This window comes from Mesorhizobium ciceri biovar biserrulae, from assembly GCF_001618845.1.
Classification (GTDB): Bacteria; Pseudomonadota; Alphaproteobacteria; order Rhizobiales; family Rhizobiaceae; genus Mesorhizobium; species Mesorhizobium ciceri.
Window position 1 is genome coordinate 1,145,256 of sequence record NZ_CP015064.1, and the last position, 17,167, is coordinate 1,162,422.

Here is a 17,167-nt window from a genome sequence, read left to right on the forward strand (position 1 = left end):
CGCGACGTCAGGCTCACCAACGCTGCAGCTAACTACCATTTGCGGATCCTCCTATTTATTTGTCGTTGCTCCCAGCGGCGCTGTTTCGCCCCCGAGGGGGAAATGGCATTTGAAGCTGTGATGCGTGTCATCGGGGTTTGTTGATGGTTCGGGGAAGACGCGGCTGCAGATATCCTGCGCGTAACGGCAACGGGTGTGGAACTCGCAGCCGGATGGCCGTCGCATCAGGCTCGGCACCTCACCCTTGAGCTCTATTCGGTTCAGCACCGCGTCCGGATCAGGCTCGGGATTGGCCGCAAGCAACGCCTCGGTGTAGGGATGACGCGGGTGCTCAAAGATCCGCTCGGTTGAGCCAACCTCAATAAACCGGCCGAGATACATGATTGCCATTCGATCGGTCATATGGCGCACGACGTTGAGATTGTGCGTGATAATCAGGATCGCCATGCCGAGTTCGCCCTGAAGCCGCGAGAGAAGATTGAGCACCTCGCCCTGCACTGACACGTCGAGGCCCGCCGTCGGCTCATCGGCAATGATCAAGTCCGGATTCAGCGCAAGAGCACGCGCGATGCCGATGCGCCTAGCCTGACCACCGGAAAGCTGATAGGGATAGCGGCGAGCGAAATCCGCCGGCAAGCCGACCATCCGAAGCAGACGCTCGGCTTCGGCTCCGGCATTGCGATCCTTTAATCCATGGATCCGGAAAGGCTCGGTCAGCAGCGATCGAACCGTCAGCCTAGGCGAAAGTGAGCCGACCGGATCCTGGAACATCATCGCCATGCGGCGCAAGTAGGGCTTGCGTTCGGCCGCGCTGAGCGCCTCAATTTCCTGCCCGTCGAAGCTGATGCTGCCGCTCACAGCCCGCTGCAAGCCGATGATCGTGCGCGCAATCGTAGATTTGCCTGAACCGCTTTCACCGACAAGTGCCAGTGTCTCGCCCTTGCGGATTTCAAACGACACACCGCATACTGCGTCGATGAAAGGGGCTTTGGTGCCGGAAGCGAGCGCTTTCAGCGGACCCATAGTGCGGAAGCGGACGCGCAGGTCCTCAACCCGAAGCAGCGCTCTCATGCCGAAGCCGACCTTCCTTGGTCGAGGAGATGGCATTGGGCGACTTGGTCCACGCCGATGCGGTACTCGACCGGATTATCTTGCACACAGCGATTGAACGCTTGCCCGCAACGTGAGCGAAAGAGGCAGCCTTGTTTGCTGCCCAGCAGATTGGGCACCTCGCCGGGTATGGTCGGCAAAGTGCGTGTGCTTTTTTTTAAACGCCCGGGATCGCACTCAAGCAGCGCGCGCGTGTAGGGGTGACCGGGATTGTGGAAGATGTCCCGTACGGACCCCTGCTCAACCACTTCGCCCGCATACATAACAGCGACCCGGTCGCACAGCTCAGCCACCGCGCCGAGATGGTGGGATACGAAAAGGACCGAACAACCGATCTCTTTTTGCAAGTCTTTGAGAAGGTGAATGATCTGCACTTCCAGCGTTGCATCGAGCGCAGTGGTTGGCTCGTCGGCGACGAGGATCGCTGGTTTCACAAGAAGCGCCATGGCAATGCAAACGCGCTGACGCATGCCGCCAGAGAAGTGATGCGGATAGGCGCCGATACGGCTTTGGGGATCGGGAATTCCGACCCGGTGAAGCATCTCGATGGCACGAGCGCGCTTTTCGCTGCGGCTTCCTTGTTCGTGGTGCTGGATATCGATCATCTGACTCTCGACGGTCCGCACGGGATTGAGCGCGGTCATCGGGTCCTGGAAAATCATCGAAAGTCTATCGCCGAGCAGGCTCCGGCGCTCCTGAGTGGGAATTTTGAGCAGATCTTTACCTTCGAACAGAATGCTGCCGGCTGTCACATCTGCATTTTCGGAAAGGAGGCCCATCACTGTATATGCGAGCGTCGATTTTCCAGATCCACTCTCACCGACTATCCCAACCACCTGGGCGGCAGGGACGTCGAGCGAAACGTTACGCAGGGCATGGACACGCCCACGCGGCGTACCGAACTCGAGATTCAAGCCACGGATCTCAAGAAGCGGTCGGCACGTATACCGTATCAGATCGTCGCGTCTCATAGGTCTTTCCGCAATTTGGGATCGAATATGTCGCGCAGCGCCTCGCCTAGGAATGTGAAGCCAAGCGTGGCGACGACGATCGGAATGCCGCCGGCGATGACCAGCCAGGGCGTCGCATTGATGTAGTTATAACCATCGTTGAGGATAGCTCCCCAATCAGGGGTCGGCGGGCGCACGCCCATGCCGAGAAAGCTAAGACCCGCCTCCACGGCGATGACGGCCGGCACGTCCATGCTCACCAGAATGAGAAGCGGGCCGAGGACATTGGGCAGTACGTGCACGGCCAGGATGCGCGTCGTGCCGGCGCCCATGCTGCGCTCTGCGGCGATGTACTCACTGCTACGTAGCGCTTCTGTCTGGGTGCGTACGACACGCGCATAAATGGGCATGGACGTGATTGCGATGACTAGAACGACGCTCCCCAGGCTTGGTCCCAGGAGCGCGATCATGGCCAGCGCGAAAATGATACTTGGAAACGAGCGGATTGTATCGAAGAAAAGCAGGAGCAAATTGTCGAGCCAGCGAGGACCGAACCCTGCAAGCAAACCGAGGACTAGGCCGACCGCCAGTGAACTGCCGAGAGAGGCGAAAGCAACGAGCAGCGGGATGCGGCCGCCCATAACCATTCGCGAGAATGTGTCTCGACCGAGCTGATCCGTGCCGAGCAAAAAATCCAGTGAAGGTGCGGAAAGACGGGGTCCGACCATGATCCGGATCGGATCATGCGTGATCATCAGCGGAGCGAAGATCGCGCTTGCTGCTATGAGTATGACAAGCACTGCTCCGAGCATGCCCAAAGGGTTTTTGCGAAATTGCTGGAAAAAGGAGCGAAAGGCGCCGGTAGCCATTGCATCGTTGGGTTCGGGACGGATGGCTTCAACCCTTACCATGTCAAAGCTTTTCCCGGGTTCGCGGATCGAGAAATGCGTTGACCAGATCGGAGAGCGTCGTAGCGGCAAGGATAAGGAACGTGCTGACGAGCACTGTGCCCATCACTATCGGATAGTTTCGCGTATTGACCGCATTCACGATTAACGCGCCGATGCCGGGTCTCGCGAAGACCACCTCGATAAAGACAGCGGACGAAAGCAGCCACGCTATGCCTACCCCGAGTATGGTGACGGTCGGCAGGATGGCGAGCGGCAGTGCATAACGCGCAGCGATGCGCCATTCCGAAATCCCGAATGAGCGGGCCATTCGTATGTGGTTTTCACCCATCACCTCAAGCATCGACGCGCGCACCAGTCGGGAAATGTAGCCGACCCAGCCAATCCCTATGGCGAAGCCTGGCAGGATGAGATGGACAAGCCCATCGCAGATGCCATTGCCGGCTCCGATGGCTGGCAACCAGCGCAGAGTCACGGCAAAAATCAGCAGCGCGTAGACCGCCACCACGAAGGAAGGAATTGCGATCGAGGCGACTGTAATAATCCCGGCCACCTGGTCTACCAAAGAGTTGCGCCGCATCGCCGAGTAGCAGCCGAGCGGCACAGCTACTACGACCGCCCAGAAGATCGAGACCAAAATCAGTTCTATCGTATAGGGCAGTTGCTCGAATACGATGTCGGCCACAGGTCTACGGCTGAATACGTCGAAGCCGAGATCGCCGTGGAGCAGCCCGCCGAAGAAAGTAGCGATCTGCACGATAAAGGGCTTGTCCAGTCCCATCTGCTGATGAAGCTGCGCCTTCATTTCGAGCGTCGCGCGCGGACCGAGCATAACCGCGGCAGGATCGCCGGGCACTGCCCTGATCATCAGGAACAGTAACATCACCGCAATCGCAATAATTGCGACCGCGAGGACGATCCTTTTGAGGAGGTAGAGCCACATATTTCCTAGGTCGCTTGGAGCTAAGCCGGCTTGAACTCGAGGAACAGGGGGTACCCGTCCGGACGAGTTGCGGCCTGCATCTGCGTGGTGCGATACATCACCGGATATCCACCATGGGTCAGGAACCGGTAGGCGCCCGATTCCTCCATGAGATCCTGCATCTCATAGTAAAGCTTCGCTCGCTCGTTCGGATCGCTGACCGTGACTGCCTTAGCGCTGAGCTCGTCAAAACGCTCGCTGCGGAAGCGCTCCCAGTTCCATACGCCGACCTGCTCTCGCACGAACCAGGCGGTAAAATAATATGGGTCAGGCAGACTGGAGCCGCCAGTGACGAAGAGCTGCAAATCCTTCCAGCGCTCGCCTTCCGATTCCATGCCGAGAGTCCAAAACGAGCCGGACTCCTGGACCCTGATCTCAGTTGCGATGCCGATCTGCGACAATTGCGCCTGCACAGTCTGAGCCACGGTCGAAGAAGAGCTCTCGTTCAGGCAATCGATGGTCAAGCTCAGATCACTCGCACCGGCCTTTGACAGGAATTCCTTAGCTTTCATGAGATCGCCTTCCGGTGGGACGAGCGCCTTCTCGCGGTGTCCCACAATGCCCGGAGGAATGATGCCAGTTGCAACCTCCGCTTGTCCCGAATATGCAGCATCCAGGATCTGCGGCACATTGATCGCCCATTGGATCGCCTTGCGGACATTGATGTCCTTCAGCTTCGGATGATCCAGATTCATGCCGATCCAGTTGTAAGAGAGCGAGGGATGTTCCTCGACCTTCGTGTCGGCGGGCGGATTGCTCTTGAACGTCGCGAGCGAATCCAGACTGATAAGAGTGAAATCGATGTCGCCCGCCTGATAGGCGCGTTCCGCCGTCTTGTCGTCGTTAATCGGAATAATGCGGATTTCGTCAAAGCCCGGCTTTGGCCCCGACCAGTCCGGATTGCGTATTAAGATCGCATGCTGGCTTGGCTTGATGTCGGCGAGCACATATGGCCCGGAGAAAGCCGGCGGCTTCATGCCGAAATCACCACCGTCCTTGCTCGCCTTCATGACCGCCTCCTCGGAAAGGACGTGGCCAACCCCATAGGGAAGTGCAATGTTCCAAACGGGCATGAACGGCGTCTTGAATACGATCACGCCAGTATAGTCGTCCTCGATCTCGACACGGTCCAACGAACCCCAATCGGGTTTTACCGGCGAATTGTGCTGGATCACGCGCTCGAAGGAGAATTTGACGTCTTTGGCGGTCATCTCGCCGTAACTGCCGGTGAACTTGATACCTTTCTTCAGACGGAACCGAATATGGGTGGGGTCGACCTGCTCGATTTTTTCTGCCGCCTCCAATTCCCAGCCCCATCCGGCACCCGGTTTATAGCGTGTGAGCTTCGAATAGATGCAGTTCATCACTTCGACATCCGGTGGACCCTGGTAGAAGCCCGGATCAAGTTTGGCGATGTCACGGGCGGCGCGCGCCTTGAGCACCTTGCCCTCGGCAGCCCAGATAGCCTGTGAGAGCGGCATACCGGCGGCTACCATCCCACCACCGAACACGGCGCCGGTCTTAAGAACGGCACGGCGGCTCACCCTGCCTACGGTGTCATTCATGATCTGTTCCTCCCCTTTCCTTCCGCGGTACCCCCCACAGATCCCATCCTGATTTTCTGCGATCGCTGCCGTGGAGGTTCACACAGAGAGAATTATAGCAACAGCCGGCATTTAACTAACGAATTTAATTCAAGGCTCACATCGGCTTTCTCGATGCCACGTTGCTTCTTGCAATTTGCCAATGGCACCGCAACTATGGATCCGCCCGCCGATAAACACATGAATCATTGTGCCTTTTTCTTCAGTCGAATGGAGCACGGCGTACGTGCTGCGGGAGTCCAGCTTTGCCAATTCTACGAGCCCGTGCCCAGTGGGCCAGACGGTGGTGTCAGAATTACTTACCGCTCGCGATTTCGCGACGGCGGGCTCCCCCGAATTGACATTTGCATCGCCGCAGCCGAATAGGCGGTAGAACGAATAGAGTAGCTGTCCCGCATCTTTCGCGGCCAGACTGAAAATCGGCTGCCCAGCGTAACCCGATCCGGGATGGGGTTGTTCTGGGTAAGGGCTATCACCAGCATCTGACGGCCGTCATGGGAGGAAGCCGCCTAGAGCGCCTCATCGGGGACAGACCTGGGCGACAATCCTGATCGCCCTGCCGCAGCCGCCTACATGCCGCCGTTATGACGCTCAGTTTCGATAGACTCCAGCAGGATCTTGAAAAAGTCGCTCGCCCTTGGTCGCGGTTGTGATTCATTTTCTCTGAAGAGATTCGGGGGATGAATCGTGCGCGCTGTCGGCGCTGGCGGAGGATTTCGCGGCGCTGTATTTGCCAATCGGGCGACCTTCGATTCTGCCGGAGAAGCTCTTGAGGGCGATGCTTCTGCAGGCATCTACCCGATCCGCTCGGAACGGCTGCTGATGGAGCGGCTGGAATATGATCTCCTGTTTCGCTGGTTTGTCGGCATCCGCCTCGACGATCCGGCCTTGGGACCATTCGGAGTTCTCGAGATTGTGGCAAAGCTTTCGAGTGATCACTTCTCGGTCGACGGTACCCCTGATCCAGCCGTGTGCCTCGATGAAGAGCGTCTAGGGTGAGCCACCTACAGACGGCGGGCGCAATGTTGAAGCGGACTGCGACGGGCAGAAACGGTCCACGACGCCTGCTTCAACCACCGATCTCGACACCTGGCTCTACCGCAAGGGACGCGGCAAGGAAGCAAAGCTTGTTTCATGGGGCATGGGCTGATGGAGAACCGCCACGGCCTTTTGGACGACGCCGCCTGACATTCGCCGACGGCCATGCTGAGCGGGTGGCGGCACTGCACATGATTGAGCCGCACGACCGGCCGCAAGCGATCACGCTCGGTGCCGATAAGGCCGATGATGCGGAAGCAATGGACTGCGCTCGATGAAGGTGACGCCGCACGGGCGCGGAACACAGGCGGGCGCAGTTCGGCAATCGACGGCCTCCCGCGCGTGGATGATCGGCGTGTGCCGAACGGCATTTTCTGGATCGCGACGCGCCTCTTCTCGGTGGGACAGCGGGATCGGGTTGACATGGTGGCGACATATTTCAGCATCGCGAGGGGCGGAATGTCGGCTGCTGCCAGCGCCGACCTGGATGTCGCATCACGCAAAGCTGAATGGCGGAGCCGAGCTTATTGTGCTCGCCGCGGGCGCAGGTCAATCTCGAGGTGATTAGCCGCGGACAATGACTGCCGGAGCGCTGCGGACCGCGCACCACCTTTTAAGAACGCTTCGTCGTCATTGCTCAACTCCGCACAAACCAACCGTCGCTGTTGCCGCTGGCAAGGCGCAAGATTCTGAAGGGTCGGACCGGAGCTTTTCGGTTCCGGCTGATAGGACTACATTGCGTGCCCATGATCTGTTTTGACCTCAGAAGCTAGACAGCTCGGATCTTCGCGCCGCGCTCTTGTCGGCAATGGACGCGGCCGCAATGTCCGACAGGCGCTTGGATTGTGAATGCCATCGTTACCGCGCTGCGAGAACTCGGAGGGGCTCCATAAGGTGCTCGAGCTTAATGCGGCGATCGGTCAGACCCGCCTCCATGGCCTGCAGTCGGTGCCGGAAGCGCCTGCGGCTTCAAATCGGATTGGTTGACCGTGCGAATGGCATTCCTGCGCACACTCGGGATCGATCCTGTTTTACGGGCGCGCGGCTTCCGGGCCTCCACGAACCGTACCGCACCGTGTGAGTGACGAATTGGTAAAGGTGCCTGCCTTCCCATCCCATCGCGACCTGAAGGAGCTAATGATACTCGCGTAGCGTGATCGACGAGAGAACCCAACCCTGCACCACCTGATCGGGTTCACGCTCGCAGCCAGATCCGAAATCGCAGGATGAAAATCTCATCCTTCGAGGCTGCCTCTCCGCCAGTTTTCGTCGCTGCCCGTTTGCCCTCCCATTACGCCGGCCCTGTCGAAATTTAACGGTGACGACATACTTCGTTCCAGTCCGCCTCACAAGTCCTCATGCGCCCGAAGCCCGACTACTTGCCACCCTTTGTCAAAGAGGCGCTATCAACAAAATTACCTCCCTAATTCCGCCCTTACTCGACGCTCAATTGTGAAATTTTTCCACCCACGAAATTAAATCCTTAAATTAACCGCAACAAAAATGTAAATTGTCTTTACATATATTATATTGCTTCTACCGTAATTTCGGTATCTATTTCATATTTAATGCTGTTGAGGGTAAGGCGCATCTCTACTGGTGAAAGGAAGCATAGTGTCTGCTGCAGGGGCTGTAAGCGCCGCTCATTTCCGCAACGTCGAACGCATCGGATTCATTGGTACCGGCAGCATGGGGCGGCCAATGATCGCCAAGCTCCTGCAAGCCGGCTTTCAAGTGCACGTCTATGATATCAATGCCGCAGCATCGACAGACGTGCTCGAAAAGGGAGCCCGGTGGCATGACACACCCAGCGAAGCGGCTCGCGATTGCGAAATTGTCATCACCTGCCTGCCGCTGCCACATGACGTCTTTGACAACATGACAGGCGAGCGGGGCGCGTTGGCCGGAATGACACCGGGCAGCGTGTGGATCGATATGTCCACCACCGACTACCACAACACGGTCGAGATCGCCCGTCGGGCGGCAGCAATTGGCGTCGATTCGCTAGAAGCACCCGCGAGTAACTTGTCCCACATGGGGGTCGATTTCGCCAATGTCAGCTTCTTCGTCGGCGGGCCATCGGAGGCCTATGTGCGTTCCGAGACGGTGTTGCAAACCATCGGAGCTGTCCCCTTCCATGTCGGAGACATCGGTCAGGGCCAGTCAGCCAAATTGCTGACGAACCTGCTCTTTTACACTGCAGCCGTGGCGAGCGGCCACGCACTCTGCCAAAGCGTGCGAGAGGGCGTTCCAGCGCAGCAGGCGTGGCATAAGTTTGTCGCGTCGTCCGCAAACTCCGTTGCAATCGAGCAGTTCGTCCCGTTTCTCCTGGATGGCAGCTACGATCGCTCGTGCACTCTGGAGATCGCGGTGAAGGATATGGGCTTGACGGTCCAACTGGCGGACGAACTCGGCGTGGAATTGCCGATCGGGCGCGCGGTCGAAAGGCGCTATAGCGAGGCGGGACGGAAGTTCGACCGACACGACAGCCATCTGCGAGTCGTCGCGCTGGCGGAGATGGTCTTCGGCGTTCGACTGCAAGTGCCGGGCTATCGCGCGCCATCCAGGTACGGTGCTGACCCCAGGCATCCGCCAGACCAAGAATTCCTGACCGATCACATCGGAAGGATCAAACCCAAGCGTGAGCATGTGTTCCCGCTCGACGACGTCCCACTCACTGACATCCAGATCCGCTTGCTCAAGTCTCTGGTCGACGAGCTCACCCACGTCAATCGCCTGATCCTTGACGAGGCGTTTGATCTTGGACGCGGCATGGGCCTGAGCGATGTCTTGATCCACGACGTTATCACTTGGAGCGTGGGCGCCTCCGCATGGTCGGATAGCCATGCTCAGCAATACGGCAGCGAGCGGCTTGTGCATCTAGCCGGTGCCATTTCGCCGCTGACGATGCCGCATCTCATTTGCCCCCGAATGGAGGAACTGTCATGACCACCCTCGATCAGCAGACGGCATTGGCGCAAGCCGCGCGAAAGCGCATCAAGGATTCCCATACCCTCGATGGCGATGCCGGTAACTTGGTCCACTTCTATCGCGGATGGGCCAATTCTTACGAGTTGGATGTCGGTCGCGATGGATACTGCGGGCCGACGATCGTTGCGGAATTGGCGGGCACCGTGCAGACAGCGTATTTGGCCAATAAGCGAGCAGCCATCGCAATCCTGGACGCTGGGTGCGGAACAGGTCTCGTTGGCGTGGAACTGAAACGCCTCGGCTTCCAGTTGATTGACGGGATCGACCTCTCCGAGGAGATGGCCGAAAAGGCCCGGAAAACCCGCGCCTACCGGCACATCCAAGCCAAGGTCGACCTTAACGGGCCGCTCTCCGACTGCTCCAGTGCGACCTACGATATCACGGTTTGCTGCGGCGTCTTCACGGTCGGTCACATCCGACCGGACGCACTGCGCGAACTGGCTCGCGTCACGCGTCCCAACGGATTCATCATCGTAAGCACCCGCAAGAGCTATGCGGAGGCTTCGTCCTTTGAAGGTGAGGTGCGTCGTCTGGAGGATGCGGGCGTGCTTGTGACGACCCAGCGTCTAAACGATGGCAAATACATCGCGGAGGAGGGCGCACACTACTGGGTCTTCCAGGTACCCGATAAAGCCACAGCACCAACGGAGAAACAGCTATGACTACACTACCGCAAATCTCACTGGCGAAACTGACAGCCGATGCAACGCGAAACGAAGAGCGCGAACGCCTGCGCCTGGCCTGCGAAGAGTATGGGTTCTTCTATCTTGAGCACGGAATCCCGAAGGAACAGATCGCAAATGCGATCTACGCTTCCCGGCGGTTCTTCGCGTTGCCACAGTCCACAAAGGAACGTTACGGTCACTCCGCCCAATACGTGTACCCCGCCACCGCCCGTGGATACAGTCCATTGTATGGCGAGGCTCTACATCCCGAGGCCGGCCCTGATCCAAAGGAGATGTTCGACCTCGGAATCGAGAATGAAGGTGACCGGCGTCCGTTTGCTGGTCGCACGCGCCTTCCGGATGACGCATTGGCTCCTGGTTTCGCTCGAAGCCTGCTAGCTTTGCAGGCGACCGTGGTTAACGAGGTTGTGCCGCAGCTCGGGACCGCACTTGCTGACTTGCTCGATATGGGAGAGGGCTGGTTCCAGCGCTATTTCAGCCCACCGACGGTACTCCAGCGTGTGATCCGATATCCATCCGCTGGTGGCACAGCCGGAAAGCATACCGACAACGGGTTCTTTACGTTGCTGCTGCAGGAGGAACTCCCCACGCGCTCCTTGCAGGTGTGGTTCGGGGGACGCTGGGTGCCGGCGCCGAGCTTGCCCGACTGTCTCGTTGTGAATCTGGGCGACATGCTTCAGGCTTTGAGCGATGACCAATTCAAGAGCACGCCCCATCAGGTCGTGCACACCGGTCCAGCCGAACGAATTTCCCTTCCGTTCTTTATCTATCCCGACATTGACGCTCGCCTGACTTCCCAGCAAGGGAAGCACACCTTTAGCGTCGCGGAAGTGATGCTGCGCAACTTCGACTCGATCTGGCAAACCGGAAACGGCGCCGGACGGGCGCGAGAGTTGCGGTAGGCGTCTGGTTTTCTCAGAATAAATTGCGACACAGGCAAAGCAATGCCTAACGATTTAGTCGTGAAGAGCCTGAGTTCACCCGGGGAGAGGACGGACAAAGTCGACGACTTGCAGCGTCGTGGCCGTGGCATGATCTGCCATCTCACGCAAACTGCTGGTGCGCCAATGCTACCAGGGATCTACCTCTGGCGCGGCGAACTTGTAGAAAAACAATCAATGTTAGGTCTCTATAGCGGGTGATATGCGAGGTAATTTAAATGAGAATCACACGAATTGTGGTTTGGCAAGTGCCATTGACCAGCCGTGTTCCGTATCACATGGCGGGTGGAAAGACCTGCGATGCCGTGACCTCAATATTGCTTCGCGTCGATACCGACGAGAGTATCTCCGGGTGGGGTGAGGTTTGTCCGATTCCTCACTATCTGCCGGCCTATGCTGAAGGCGTCCGTCCTGCACTGGAATATCTTGCACCTGAAATCATTGGAGCTGATCCAATCGGGCCGGAAGCGTTAATGGGCCGGATTGACAGTTGGCTGCAGGGGCATGTCTACGCAAAATCTGCCCTTGACCTGGCTCTTTGGGACATCACAGGCAAAGTAGCGAAGCTGCCTCTTTATAAGCTTCTCGGTGGTCGCCAGATGGCTCGGATACCAGTCTACCACTCGATAACCTGTATTGCACCCCATGAAATGGCCGTCATCGCTAGAGAGGCGCAGGCAGAGGGTCTGGCGCAGTTTCAGGTCAAGTTAGGTGCCGACAACAACTGGGAGGCCGACGTCGCCCGGCTACGACTAGTACGAGAGGCTGTTGGGAAGGGGCCGCTCGTTTATGGCGACTGGAACTGCGGGGCTTCTCGCCTTGATGCAACGCGTGTTGGCAAGTACGTAGCAGCCTATGACATCATGCTGGAGCAACCCTGTGCAACACTTGAAGAGTGTGCCGCTGTTCGTGTGGCGACCGGGCTGCCGATGAAGATCGACGAGAACGCGCACGATACGGCTTCGCTGCTTAGGGCGTATGAGCTTGGTTGCATGGATGCCGTCGCCCTAAAGCTCTCCAAATCAGGAGGACTCAGTGCGATCCGGCGACTTCGCGATCTGTGTCTGCATCTCGGCCCCCGGATGTGCATTGAAGATACGTGGGGGACTGATGTTACCACGGGAGCATTCCTCCACTTGGCAGCATCGACCCCGCAAAACCGAATAATGAATACATGCGATCTGTCCGGTTATGTTGCTCCGCGACTCGATCCCTACGCTCCATCTCGCAGCAGTGGCCACATCGCGCCGCCTGAAGGCCCAGGCATTGGAATCAATCCAGATTCTGGAGTGCTTGGCCAACCCGTTGCCATCATAGACTAGCTCCGGTCCATACGCAGAAGCGTTGATTTACTTTCTTGGATCATGTCACTGCTTCGCTTCCAAAGCCTGCCACCGCTGCAGACCTCGGCGTTCTCACCGCGCACACAGAACCGCGGGTAAGCAGTTACCATACCAATTCAGTGGTCATGTGTAAGTCCAAGTTGTCTTGGCAGGACATTGATAGCTTGAAAAGAGGGCAAACTACATCAAGATCTTCTGCCCCGCCGACGGATGAACCGACGGACCGTTAAGTCCGCCGCATTGCGCGGGCGTTGAACGACCCACCAGAGGGCCGGGAAACAGTTTCTATGCAGCAGCGCATTGGCCTCGCCCGGGCTCTGACGTCGAACTCCGAGCTGATGCTCATGGACGAAGCCTATTCAGCGCTGGACCCGCTCATCCGGTCGAGCATGCAGGACCTTCTCCTCGAGCTGCAGAAGGACCTTCAGAAGACCGTCGTATTCATCACCCATGACCTCGATGAGGCTCTCAAGCTTGCGGACCACCTGGTGATCCTGAAGGACGGCGAGATCGTGCAGCAGGGGGAGCCGCAATACATCCTCCTCAACCCGGCCGACCCTTACATTGAAGACTTCGTCAGTGATATCAACCGCGCACGCGTCCTGCGCGTCCGATCGGTAATGGAGAAGACGATCACGGAGGACGATGGCTATGAGATCCTCGACGGGGACGAGACCCTGGAACGGGCGATCCTGCGATCCCACGGCGCCGCCGACAAATTCTTCGCGGTGCACTCGGACGGAGTTCGGGTGGGCACGCTCAACATGACGGACGTTCTTAAGGCGCTTGTACCCACTGCCTCGACAGGGCGGAACCACAGCAACATGTAGTTAGGACACGACAATGGGATTCCCATGGCGCTCCCCAACCGAATGGACCTCACTGTTGCCGCGAAAATGCCGTACGCCTTGGCTGCGGACCTTTCTGGAGAGGCTTGTCAGGCGTTGCTCGGGAAGGTGACTTCATGAACCCTCTGGTCATAGCTTACAGCGCCCTGGTGCTGGGCATTGTATCCGAAGTCATCGATTCATCGCTGTTGCCCGAAACACGGCAATTCACGAAGCTTGGACCTACTGCAGCTGCCATCGCCAGCTTCGTCGTCGCGTAGTTCTTTCTCTCCCATGCCCTCAAATTGATTCCCCTGGGTGTCACATACGCAATCTGGTGCGGCGTCGGCATCGTGCTGACAACCATAGTGAGCGTTCAGGTCTATAGGACGCCACTTGATCTGCCTGCGGTATTGGGGATCATCCTGATTATTTGCGGCGTCGTAGTGATCAACGTTTTCTCCAAGACTGTTGGTCACTGATCACGAGTTTTCGTTTGGTCGCCTTGGCGGTCGAGCGTAGGAACGTTTGGCCGAACTCATATCCGGTATGTATCTGTGGTGCCCTTTCGTCCTGCTGTTCTTGTTTTGGAACGGTCTTATGGTGAGCCCATCCGGGATGTGGGGCACCGGGAGCACGAAAGTGCGGGCAGGCCGTCTTAGACCGTGGGCTGAGAGCCCGAGCTCGTTACATGGCCCGCCCCTCGCGACTTTCCCGGACGCGCTGCGAGCGCGGATTGTCGTGTTGCCCGTCAGCTCCCGTCTTTCACCGAGCCAGGAAGGAGGGAATACGCATGCGCATCGTGGGACTGGATATCCATCGCGACTTCGCCGAGGCGGTGGCATGGGAGGACGGCAAGCTCAGGCGGCTGGGTCGTGTCGACATGCGGCGCGATCTGCTGGACGCCTTCGCCGCAAATCTGTCGCCGAGCGATATCGTCGTGATCGAGGCCACTGGCAACGCGTCCTCGGCCGCCGCAGTTGTCGCGCCGCACGTGGAGAAAGTGGTGATCGCAAACCCGATGCAGGTGCACATCTTTGCCTATGCCAAGATCAAGACGGACACGATCGATGCCGGCGTTCTGGCGCAGCTCTATGCCAGCGGCTTCCTGCCGGAAGTCTTGCCGGACGATCTGATTGCGCCGCGTCACCTGCCGGCGCAGAGTCTGTGTCGGTTCGTCCGGAATCCAGGATGGCGTTGGTAACCGGTATGATCATGACGGTGCCATCCGATCCCCGCTGGAGATGATCGGTTTTCGGCGTATGGTGCGACCATCCGGGACAGGGGCACCGGGAGCACGCCAAGTGCGGGCAGGCCGATCTATTCGATGAGCTGCGAGCTCGCGTTAGTAGCTGGCCCCCCCGCGACCTGCCCGGTTGCGCCGAGAGCACGGATCCGTAGGTGTCGCGTCGCCCGCCGGCTCCCGACTGTTTGAGGAGGAGCCGATGAGACGCTTGATTGGAATGGACATCCACCGCACCTTTGCGGAGGTGGTGGTTTGGGAAGATGGCCAACTGCGCCATCACCGATGGGTCGACATGACCCGGTCGGGACTGGAAGGGTTCGGCCGCAGTTTGCGAAGGACTGATGAGAGTGTCGTCGAGGCAACGGCAACGCCATGGCGGTGGTGCGGGTTCTGTCGCCCTATGTCGGCCGGGTGATCGTCGCCAACCCGATGCAGGTGAAGGCGATCGCCCATGCCAGGATCAAGACCGACAAGATCGATGCCGGGGTTCTGGCGCAGCTCCATACCAGCGGCATTCTGCCGGAGGCCTGGGTTCCCGATAAGGAGACTGAGCGGCTTCGCCGCCTCGTCCGTCGTGCGGCATCGCACGCGCGTGAAGAACGAGTGCATGGCATCCTGCAGGCGCACCTCGTGCCGAAGTGCCCGCATGCCGATCTATTCAACCGTCGGGGTCGCGCCTGGCTCGAGCGGCAGGTGCTTCCCGACGACGAGCGGGCCGCTATCGCCCGCCACATCCGCGAGATCGACCGCCTGGCCGAGGATCTGGCTGACCTCGATCGGGAGATCGCCCGGGAAGCGGTTGATGACGTGCAAATCCGGCGACTTCAGACCATCACCGGCGTCGACGCCATCGTCGCGAGCGGTATATCGCCGCCGTCGGCGACATCCGGCGGTTCCGCGAAGCGCAGAAACTGGTGAGCTACTTCGGCCTCAATCCGCCTGTGCGCCAGTCGGGACTTGGCATAGCTCAGTACGGTCGGATCAGCAAACATGAGCATTCCCATGCCCGCGCCATTGCTGGTCGAGGCCGCCTGGGCGGCGGCGAAGGCGCCCGGATCGCTCAGGGCCTTCTTCCTGCGCATCCGCAACGAGCGCGGCCATCAGGTCGCAGCCGTGGTGCTCGCCCGCAAGCTCGCCGTGTTGATCTGGCATCTGCTCACAAAGGAGCAGGACTACTTCTGGGCTCGCCCGGCGCTGGTGGCGGCAAAGCAGAGGCAGCTCGCTCTCAAGGCTGGCGCGCCAGGCGAGCGCAGTGTCGGTCGCCGCGGTTCGGCTTACGCCTACAACGTGAAGGAGTTGCGAAACAGCGAGAAGCCGCGGCCGAGAATGCCGAACGTACCTACGAGCTGATGGTTCGGCATTGGCGGTCACGAGGGCCTAAGCGGCGCACGGACGCCACAAACGAGGAACGACTATAACGGCTGCGTGGCGGCACTCTCATCCTCTCCCACCACTCTTTGCCACGTGGTCGTCCGTGCCGGACAAATATAGCACAAGGAAATGTGGCGGCACGACCGACGCCTCGGTCCGCTCCAGAATGGCGCCGTGCTCGACGCCATCAAGGCGTGGCCTGGAGACCTCGCAGCCGCCCGTGGCGCCAATCGCACCGGCCAGCCTTGACTGCGTCTCGACATGCTCGCACGGGAAATCCTGTAGGCGGGGGCGAAAAAACAGCTCACCTGAAGCCGAACAAAGAAACGCACAGGAGAGCCGAAATCACGCTTGTCGATGTCATCCGTGGTGTAGATGATGCGGCGCACGCTTTCAGGGAAGGCGAAGAACGGCACAACGTGCTGCCAGTTGCGTCGCCAGCTCTGCGTGATGACCGGATATATCTGGCCCCAATAGCCGGCGTCGAACGCATCGAGTGCGGCCAGGCCGGCTTCCACGTCCTTGGCCCGGTAGATAGCGCGCAGCCGTCGTCGGGCTTGCGGTCCTTCCACGACACGAACTCGAGCGAATGACGGATCAGATGCACGATACAGGTCTGGACTACGGTTTGAGGGAAGACGGTGTTGATCGCCTTGGGGAAGCCCTTCAGCCCGTCGGCGACGGCGATCAGGATGTCGCCGGCGCTACGGCTCTTCAGTTCGTTCATGACGCGCAGCCAGAACTTGGCGCCCTCGGTCTGCTCGATCCAAATGCCGAGAATCTCCTTGGTGCCATCGGGCAGGATGCCGAGCGCGATGTAGATGGCTTTGTTGCGAACGAAGCCATTGTCCCTGATCTTGACCCGGATGGCATCGAAGAAGACCAGTGGATAGCAGATGTCGAGCGGCCGGTTCTGCCATTCGGCCACTCGTCCAGGACAGCATCGCTGATGGCCGAGATCAGGTCCGGCGACACCCTCGGTGCCATAGAGCTCTTCGAGATGACCACGGATCTCGCGAACGGTCATGCCGCGCGTACGTAGAGATGATCTTGTCGTCGAAGTCCGGAATCGGCGCTTGTATTTGACAATCAACTTCGGATCGAATGTTCGTTGGCCAACAATCCACTACAGCGCCCTTGTCGAGCATGTCTTCGCCCAGAAATCCAAAT

11 protein-coding genes and 5 pseudogenes are annotated in these 17,167 nt (G+C 58.9%); 10 read left to right on the forward strand and 6 right to left on the reverse strand.

Annotated elements, in window-relative coordinates:
* Positions 1 to 51: 51 nt before the first annotated feature.
* From A4R29_RS05080 to A4R29_RS05100, 5 genes are read right to left on the reverse strand one after another with little or no spacing between them, the layout of a single operon-like run.
* Entirely contained in the window at positions 52 to 1,071 is a 1,020-nt protein-coding gene (locus A4R29_RS05080) for an ABC transporter ATP-binding protein (protein WP_063171357.1), read from the reverse strand.
* Complete coding sequence (locus A4R29_RS05085) at positions 1,068 to 2,081, reverse strand: ABC transporter ATP-binding protein (RefSeq protein WP_063171358.1); 1,014 nt, start codon at positions 2,079 to 2,081, stop codon at positions 1,068 to 1,070. Before A4R29_RS05085 ends, A4R29_RS05080 begins: the two co-directional genes overlap by 4 nt.
* Complete coding sequence (locus A4R29_RS05090) at positions 2,078 to 2,971, reverse strand: ABC transporter permease (protein ID WP_082827319.1); 894 nt, start codon at positions 2,969 to 2,971, stop codon at positions 2,078 to 2,080. The genes A4R29_RS05085 and A4R29_RS05090 overlap by 4 nt, the downstream gene beginning before the upstream one ends.
* Before the next feature lies 1 nt (position 2,972).
* Positions 2,973 to 3,911: an ABC transporter permease gene (locus A4R29_RS05095; RefSeq protein ID WP_063171359.1), complete on the reverse strand. Its 939-nt coding sequence runs from the start codon at positions 3,909 to 3,911 to the stop codon at positions 2,973 to 2,975.
* Positions 3,912 to 3,931: 20 nt separating this feature from the next.
* The gene (locus A4R29_RS05100) at positions 3,932 to 5,515 is read right to left on the reverse strand and encodes an ABC transporter substrate-binding protein (RefSeq protein ID WP_063171360.1); all 1,584 of its coding nucleotides are present in this window, start codon (positions 5,513 to 5,515) and stop codon (positions 3,932 to 3,934) included.
* 733 nt (positions 5,516 to 6,248) lie between these two features.
* On the opposite strand from A4R29_RS05100, the pseudogene A4R29_RS32725 reads away from it, so the two are divergent.
* The 10 genes and pseudogenes from A4R29_RS32725 to A4R29_RS35575 all read left to right on the forward strand — a co-directional run.
* Positions 6,249 to 7,156: pseudogene (locus A4R29_RS32725) on the forward strand (transposase); the annotation flags it as partial.
* Between the two features lie 1,050 nt (positions 7,157 to 8,206).
* A complete protein-coding gene (locus A4R29_RS05115; RefSeq protein ID WP_063173584.1) occupies positions 8,207 to 9,541 on the forward strand; it encodes an NAD(P)-dependent oxidoreductase in 1,335 nt (444 codons plus the stop codon).
* The gene (locus A4R29_RS05120) at positions 9,538 to 10,245 is read left to right on the forward strand and encodes a class I SAM-dependent DNA methyltransferase (RefSeq protein WP_063171363.1); all 708 of its coding nucleotides are present in this window, start codon (positions 9,538 to 9,540) and stop codon (positions 10,243 to 10,245) included. Before A4R29_RS05115 ends, A4R29_RS05120 begins: the two co-directional genes overlap by 4 nt.
* On the forward strand, positions 10,242 to 11,171 hold the full coding sequence (locus tag A4R29_RS05125) for a 2-oxoglutarate and iron-dependent oxygenase domain-containing protein (protein ID WP_063171364.1): 930 nt from the start codon (positions 10,242 to 10,244) through the stop codon (positions 11,169 to 11,171). The genes A4R29_RS05120 and A4R29_RS05125 overlap by 4 nt, the downstream gene beginning before the upstream one ends.
* A 257-nt stretch (positions 11,172 to 11,428) precedes the next feature.
* Positions 11,429 to 12,532, forward strand: coding sequence for a mandelate racemase/muconate lactonizing enzyme family protein (locus A4R29_RS05130; protein ID WP_063171365.1), 1,104 nt, complete (start codon positions 11,429 to 11,431; stop codon positions 12,530 to 12,532).
* 308 nt (positions 12,533 to 12,840) lie between these two features.
* Positions 12,841 to 13,383 carry an ATP-binding cassette domain-containing protein gene (locus tag A4R29_RS05135; RefSeq protein WP_244506902.1) on the forward strand — a complete coding sequence of 181 codons (543 nt, stop codon included), beginning with the start codon at positions 12,841 to 12,843 and terminating at the stop codon, positions 13,381 to 13,383.
* 134 nt (positions 13,384 to 13,517) lie between these two features.
* Positions 13,518 to 13,661 carry a hypothetical protein gene (locus A4R29_RS34905; RefSeq protein ID WP_244506903.1) on the forward strand — a complete coding sequence of 48 codons (144 nt, stop codon included), beginning with the start codon at positions 13,518 to 13,520 and terminating at the stop codon, positions 13,659 to 13,661.
* A gap of 15 nt (positions 13,662 to 13,676) precedes the next feature.
* Positions 13,677 to 13,862 (forward strand): annotated as a pseudogene (locus tag A4R29_RS34910) (DMT family transporter); the annotation flags it as partial.
* Between the two features lie 311 nt (positions 13,863 to 14,173).
* Positions 14,174 to 14,512: pseudogene (locus tag A4R29_RS05145) on the forward strand (IS110 family transposase); the annotation flags it as partial.
* Between the two features lie 331 nt (positions 14,513 to 14,843).
* Positions 14,844 to 16,044 (forward strand): annotated as a pseudogene (locus tag A4R29_RS35575) (IS110 family RNA-guided transposase).
* Here A4R29_RS35575 and A4R29_RS35580 read toward each other — a convergent pair.
* A pseudogene (locus tag A4R29_RS35580) lies at positions 16,039 to 17,090 on the reverse strand (IS256 family transposase). The pseudogenes A4R29_RS35575 and A4R29_RS35580 overlap by 6 nt on opposite strands.
* Between the last annotated feature and the right edge of the window lie 77 nt (positions 17,091 to 17,167).

Coding starts and splice junctions, on each gene's coding strand:
- A4R29_RS05130 (WP_063171365.1), top strand. CDS start 11,429: ATGAGAATCACACGAATTGTGGTTTGGCAAGTGCCATTGACCAGCCGT.
- A4R29_RS05135 (WP_244506902.1), top strand. CDS start 12,841: ATGCAGCAGCGCATTGGCCTCGCCCGGGCTCTGACGTCGAACTCCGAG.
- A4R29_RS05100 (WP_063171360.1), bottom strand. CDS start 5,515: ATGAATGACACCGTAGGCAGGGTGAGCCGCCGTGCCGTTCTTAAGACC.
- A4R29_RS05125 (WP_063171364.1), top strand. CDS start 10,242: ATGACTACACTACCGCAAATCTCACTGGCGAAACTGACAGCCGATGCA.
- A4R29_RS05085 (WP_063171358.1), bottom strand. CDS start 2,081: ATGAGACGCGACGATCTGATACGGTATACGTGCCGACCGCTTCTTGAG.
- A4R29_RS34905 (WP_244506903.1), top strand. CDS start 13,518: ATGAACCCTCTGGTCATAGCTTACAGCGCCCTGGTGCTGGGCATTGTA.
- A4R29_RS05080 (WP_063171357.1), bottom strand. CDS start 1,071: ATGAGAGCGCTGCTTCGGGTTGAGGACCTGCGCGTCCGCTTCCGCACT.
- A4R29_RS05120 (WP_063171363.1), top strand. CDS start 9,538: ATGACCACCCTCGATCAGCAGACGGCATTGGCGCAAGCCGCGCGAAAG.
- A4R29_RS05095 (WP_063171359.1), bottom strand. CDS start 3,911: ATGTGGCTCTACCTCCTCAAAAGGATCGTCCTCGCGGTCGCAATTATT.
- A4R29_RS05090 (WP_082827319.1), bottom strand. CDS start 2,971: ATGGTAAGGGTTGAAGCCATCCGTCCCGAACCCAACGATGCAATGGCT.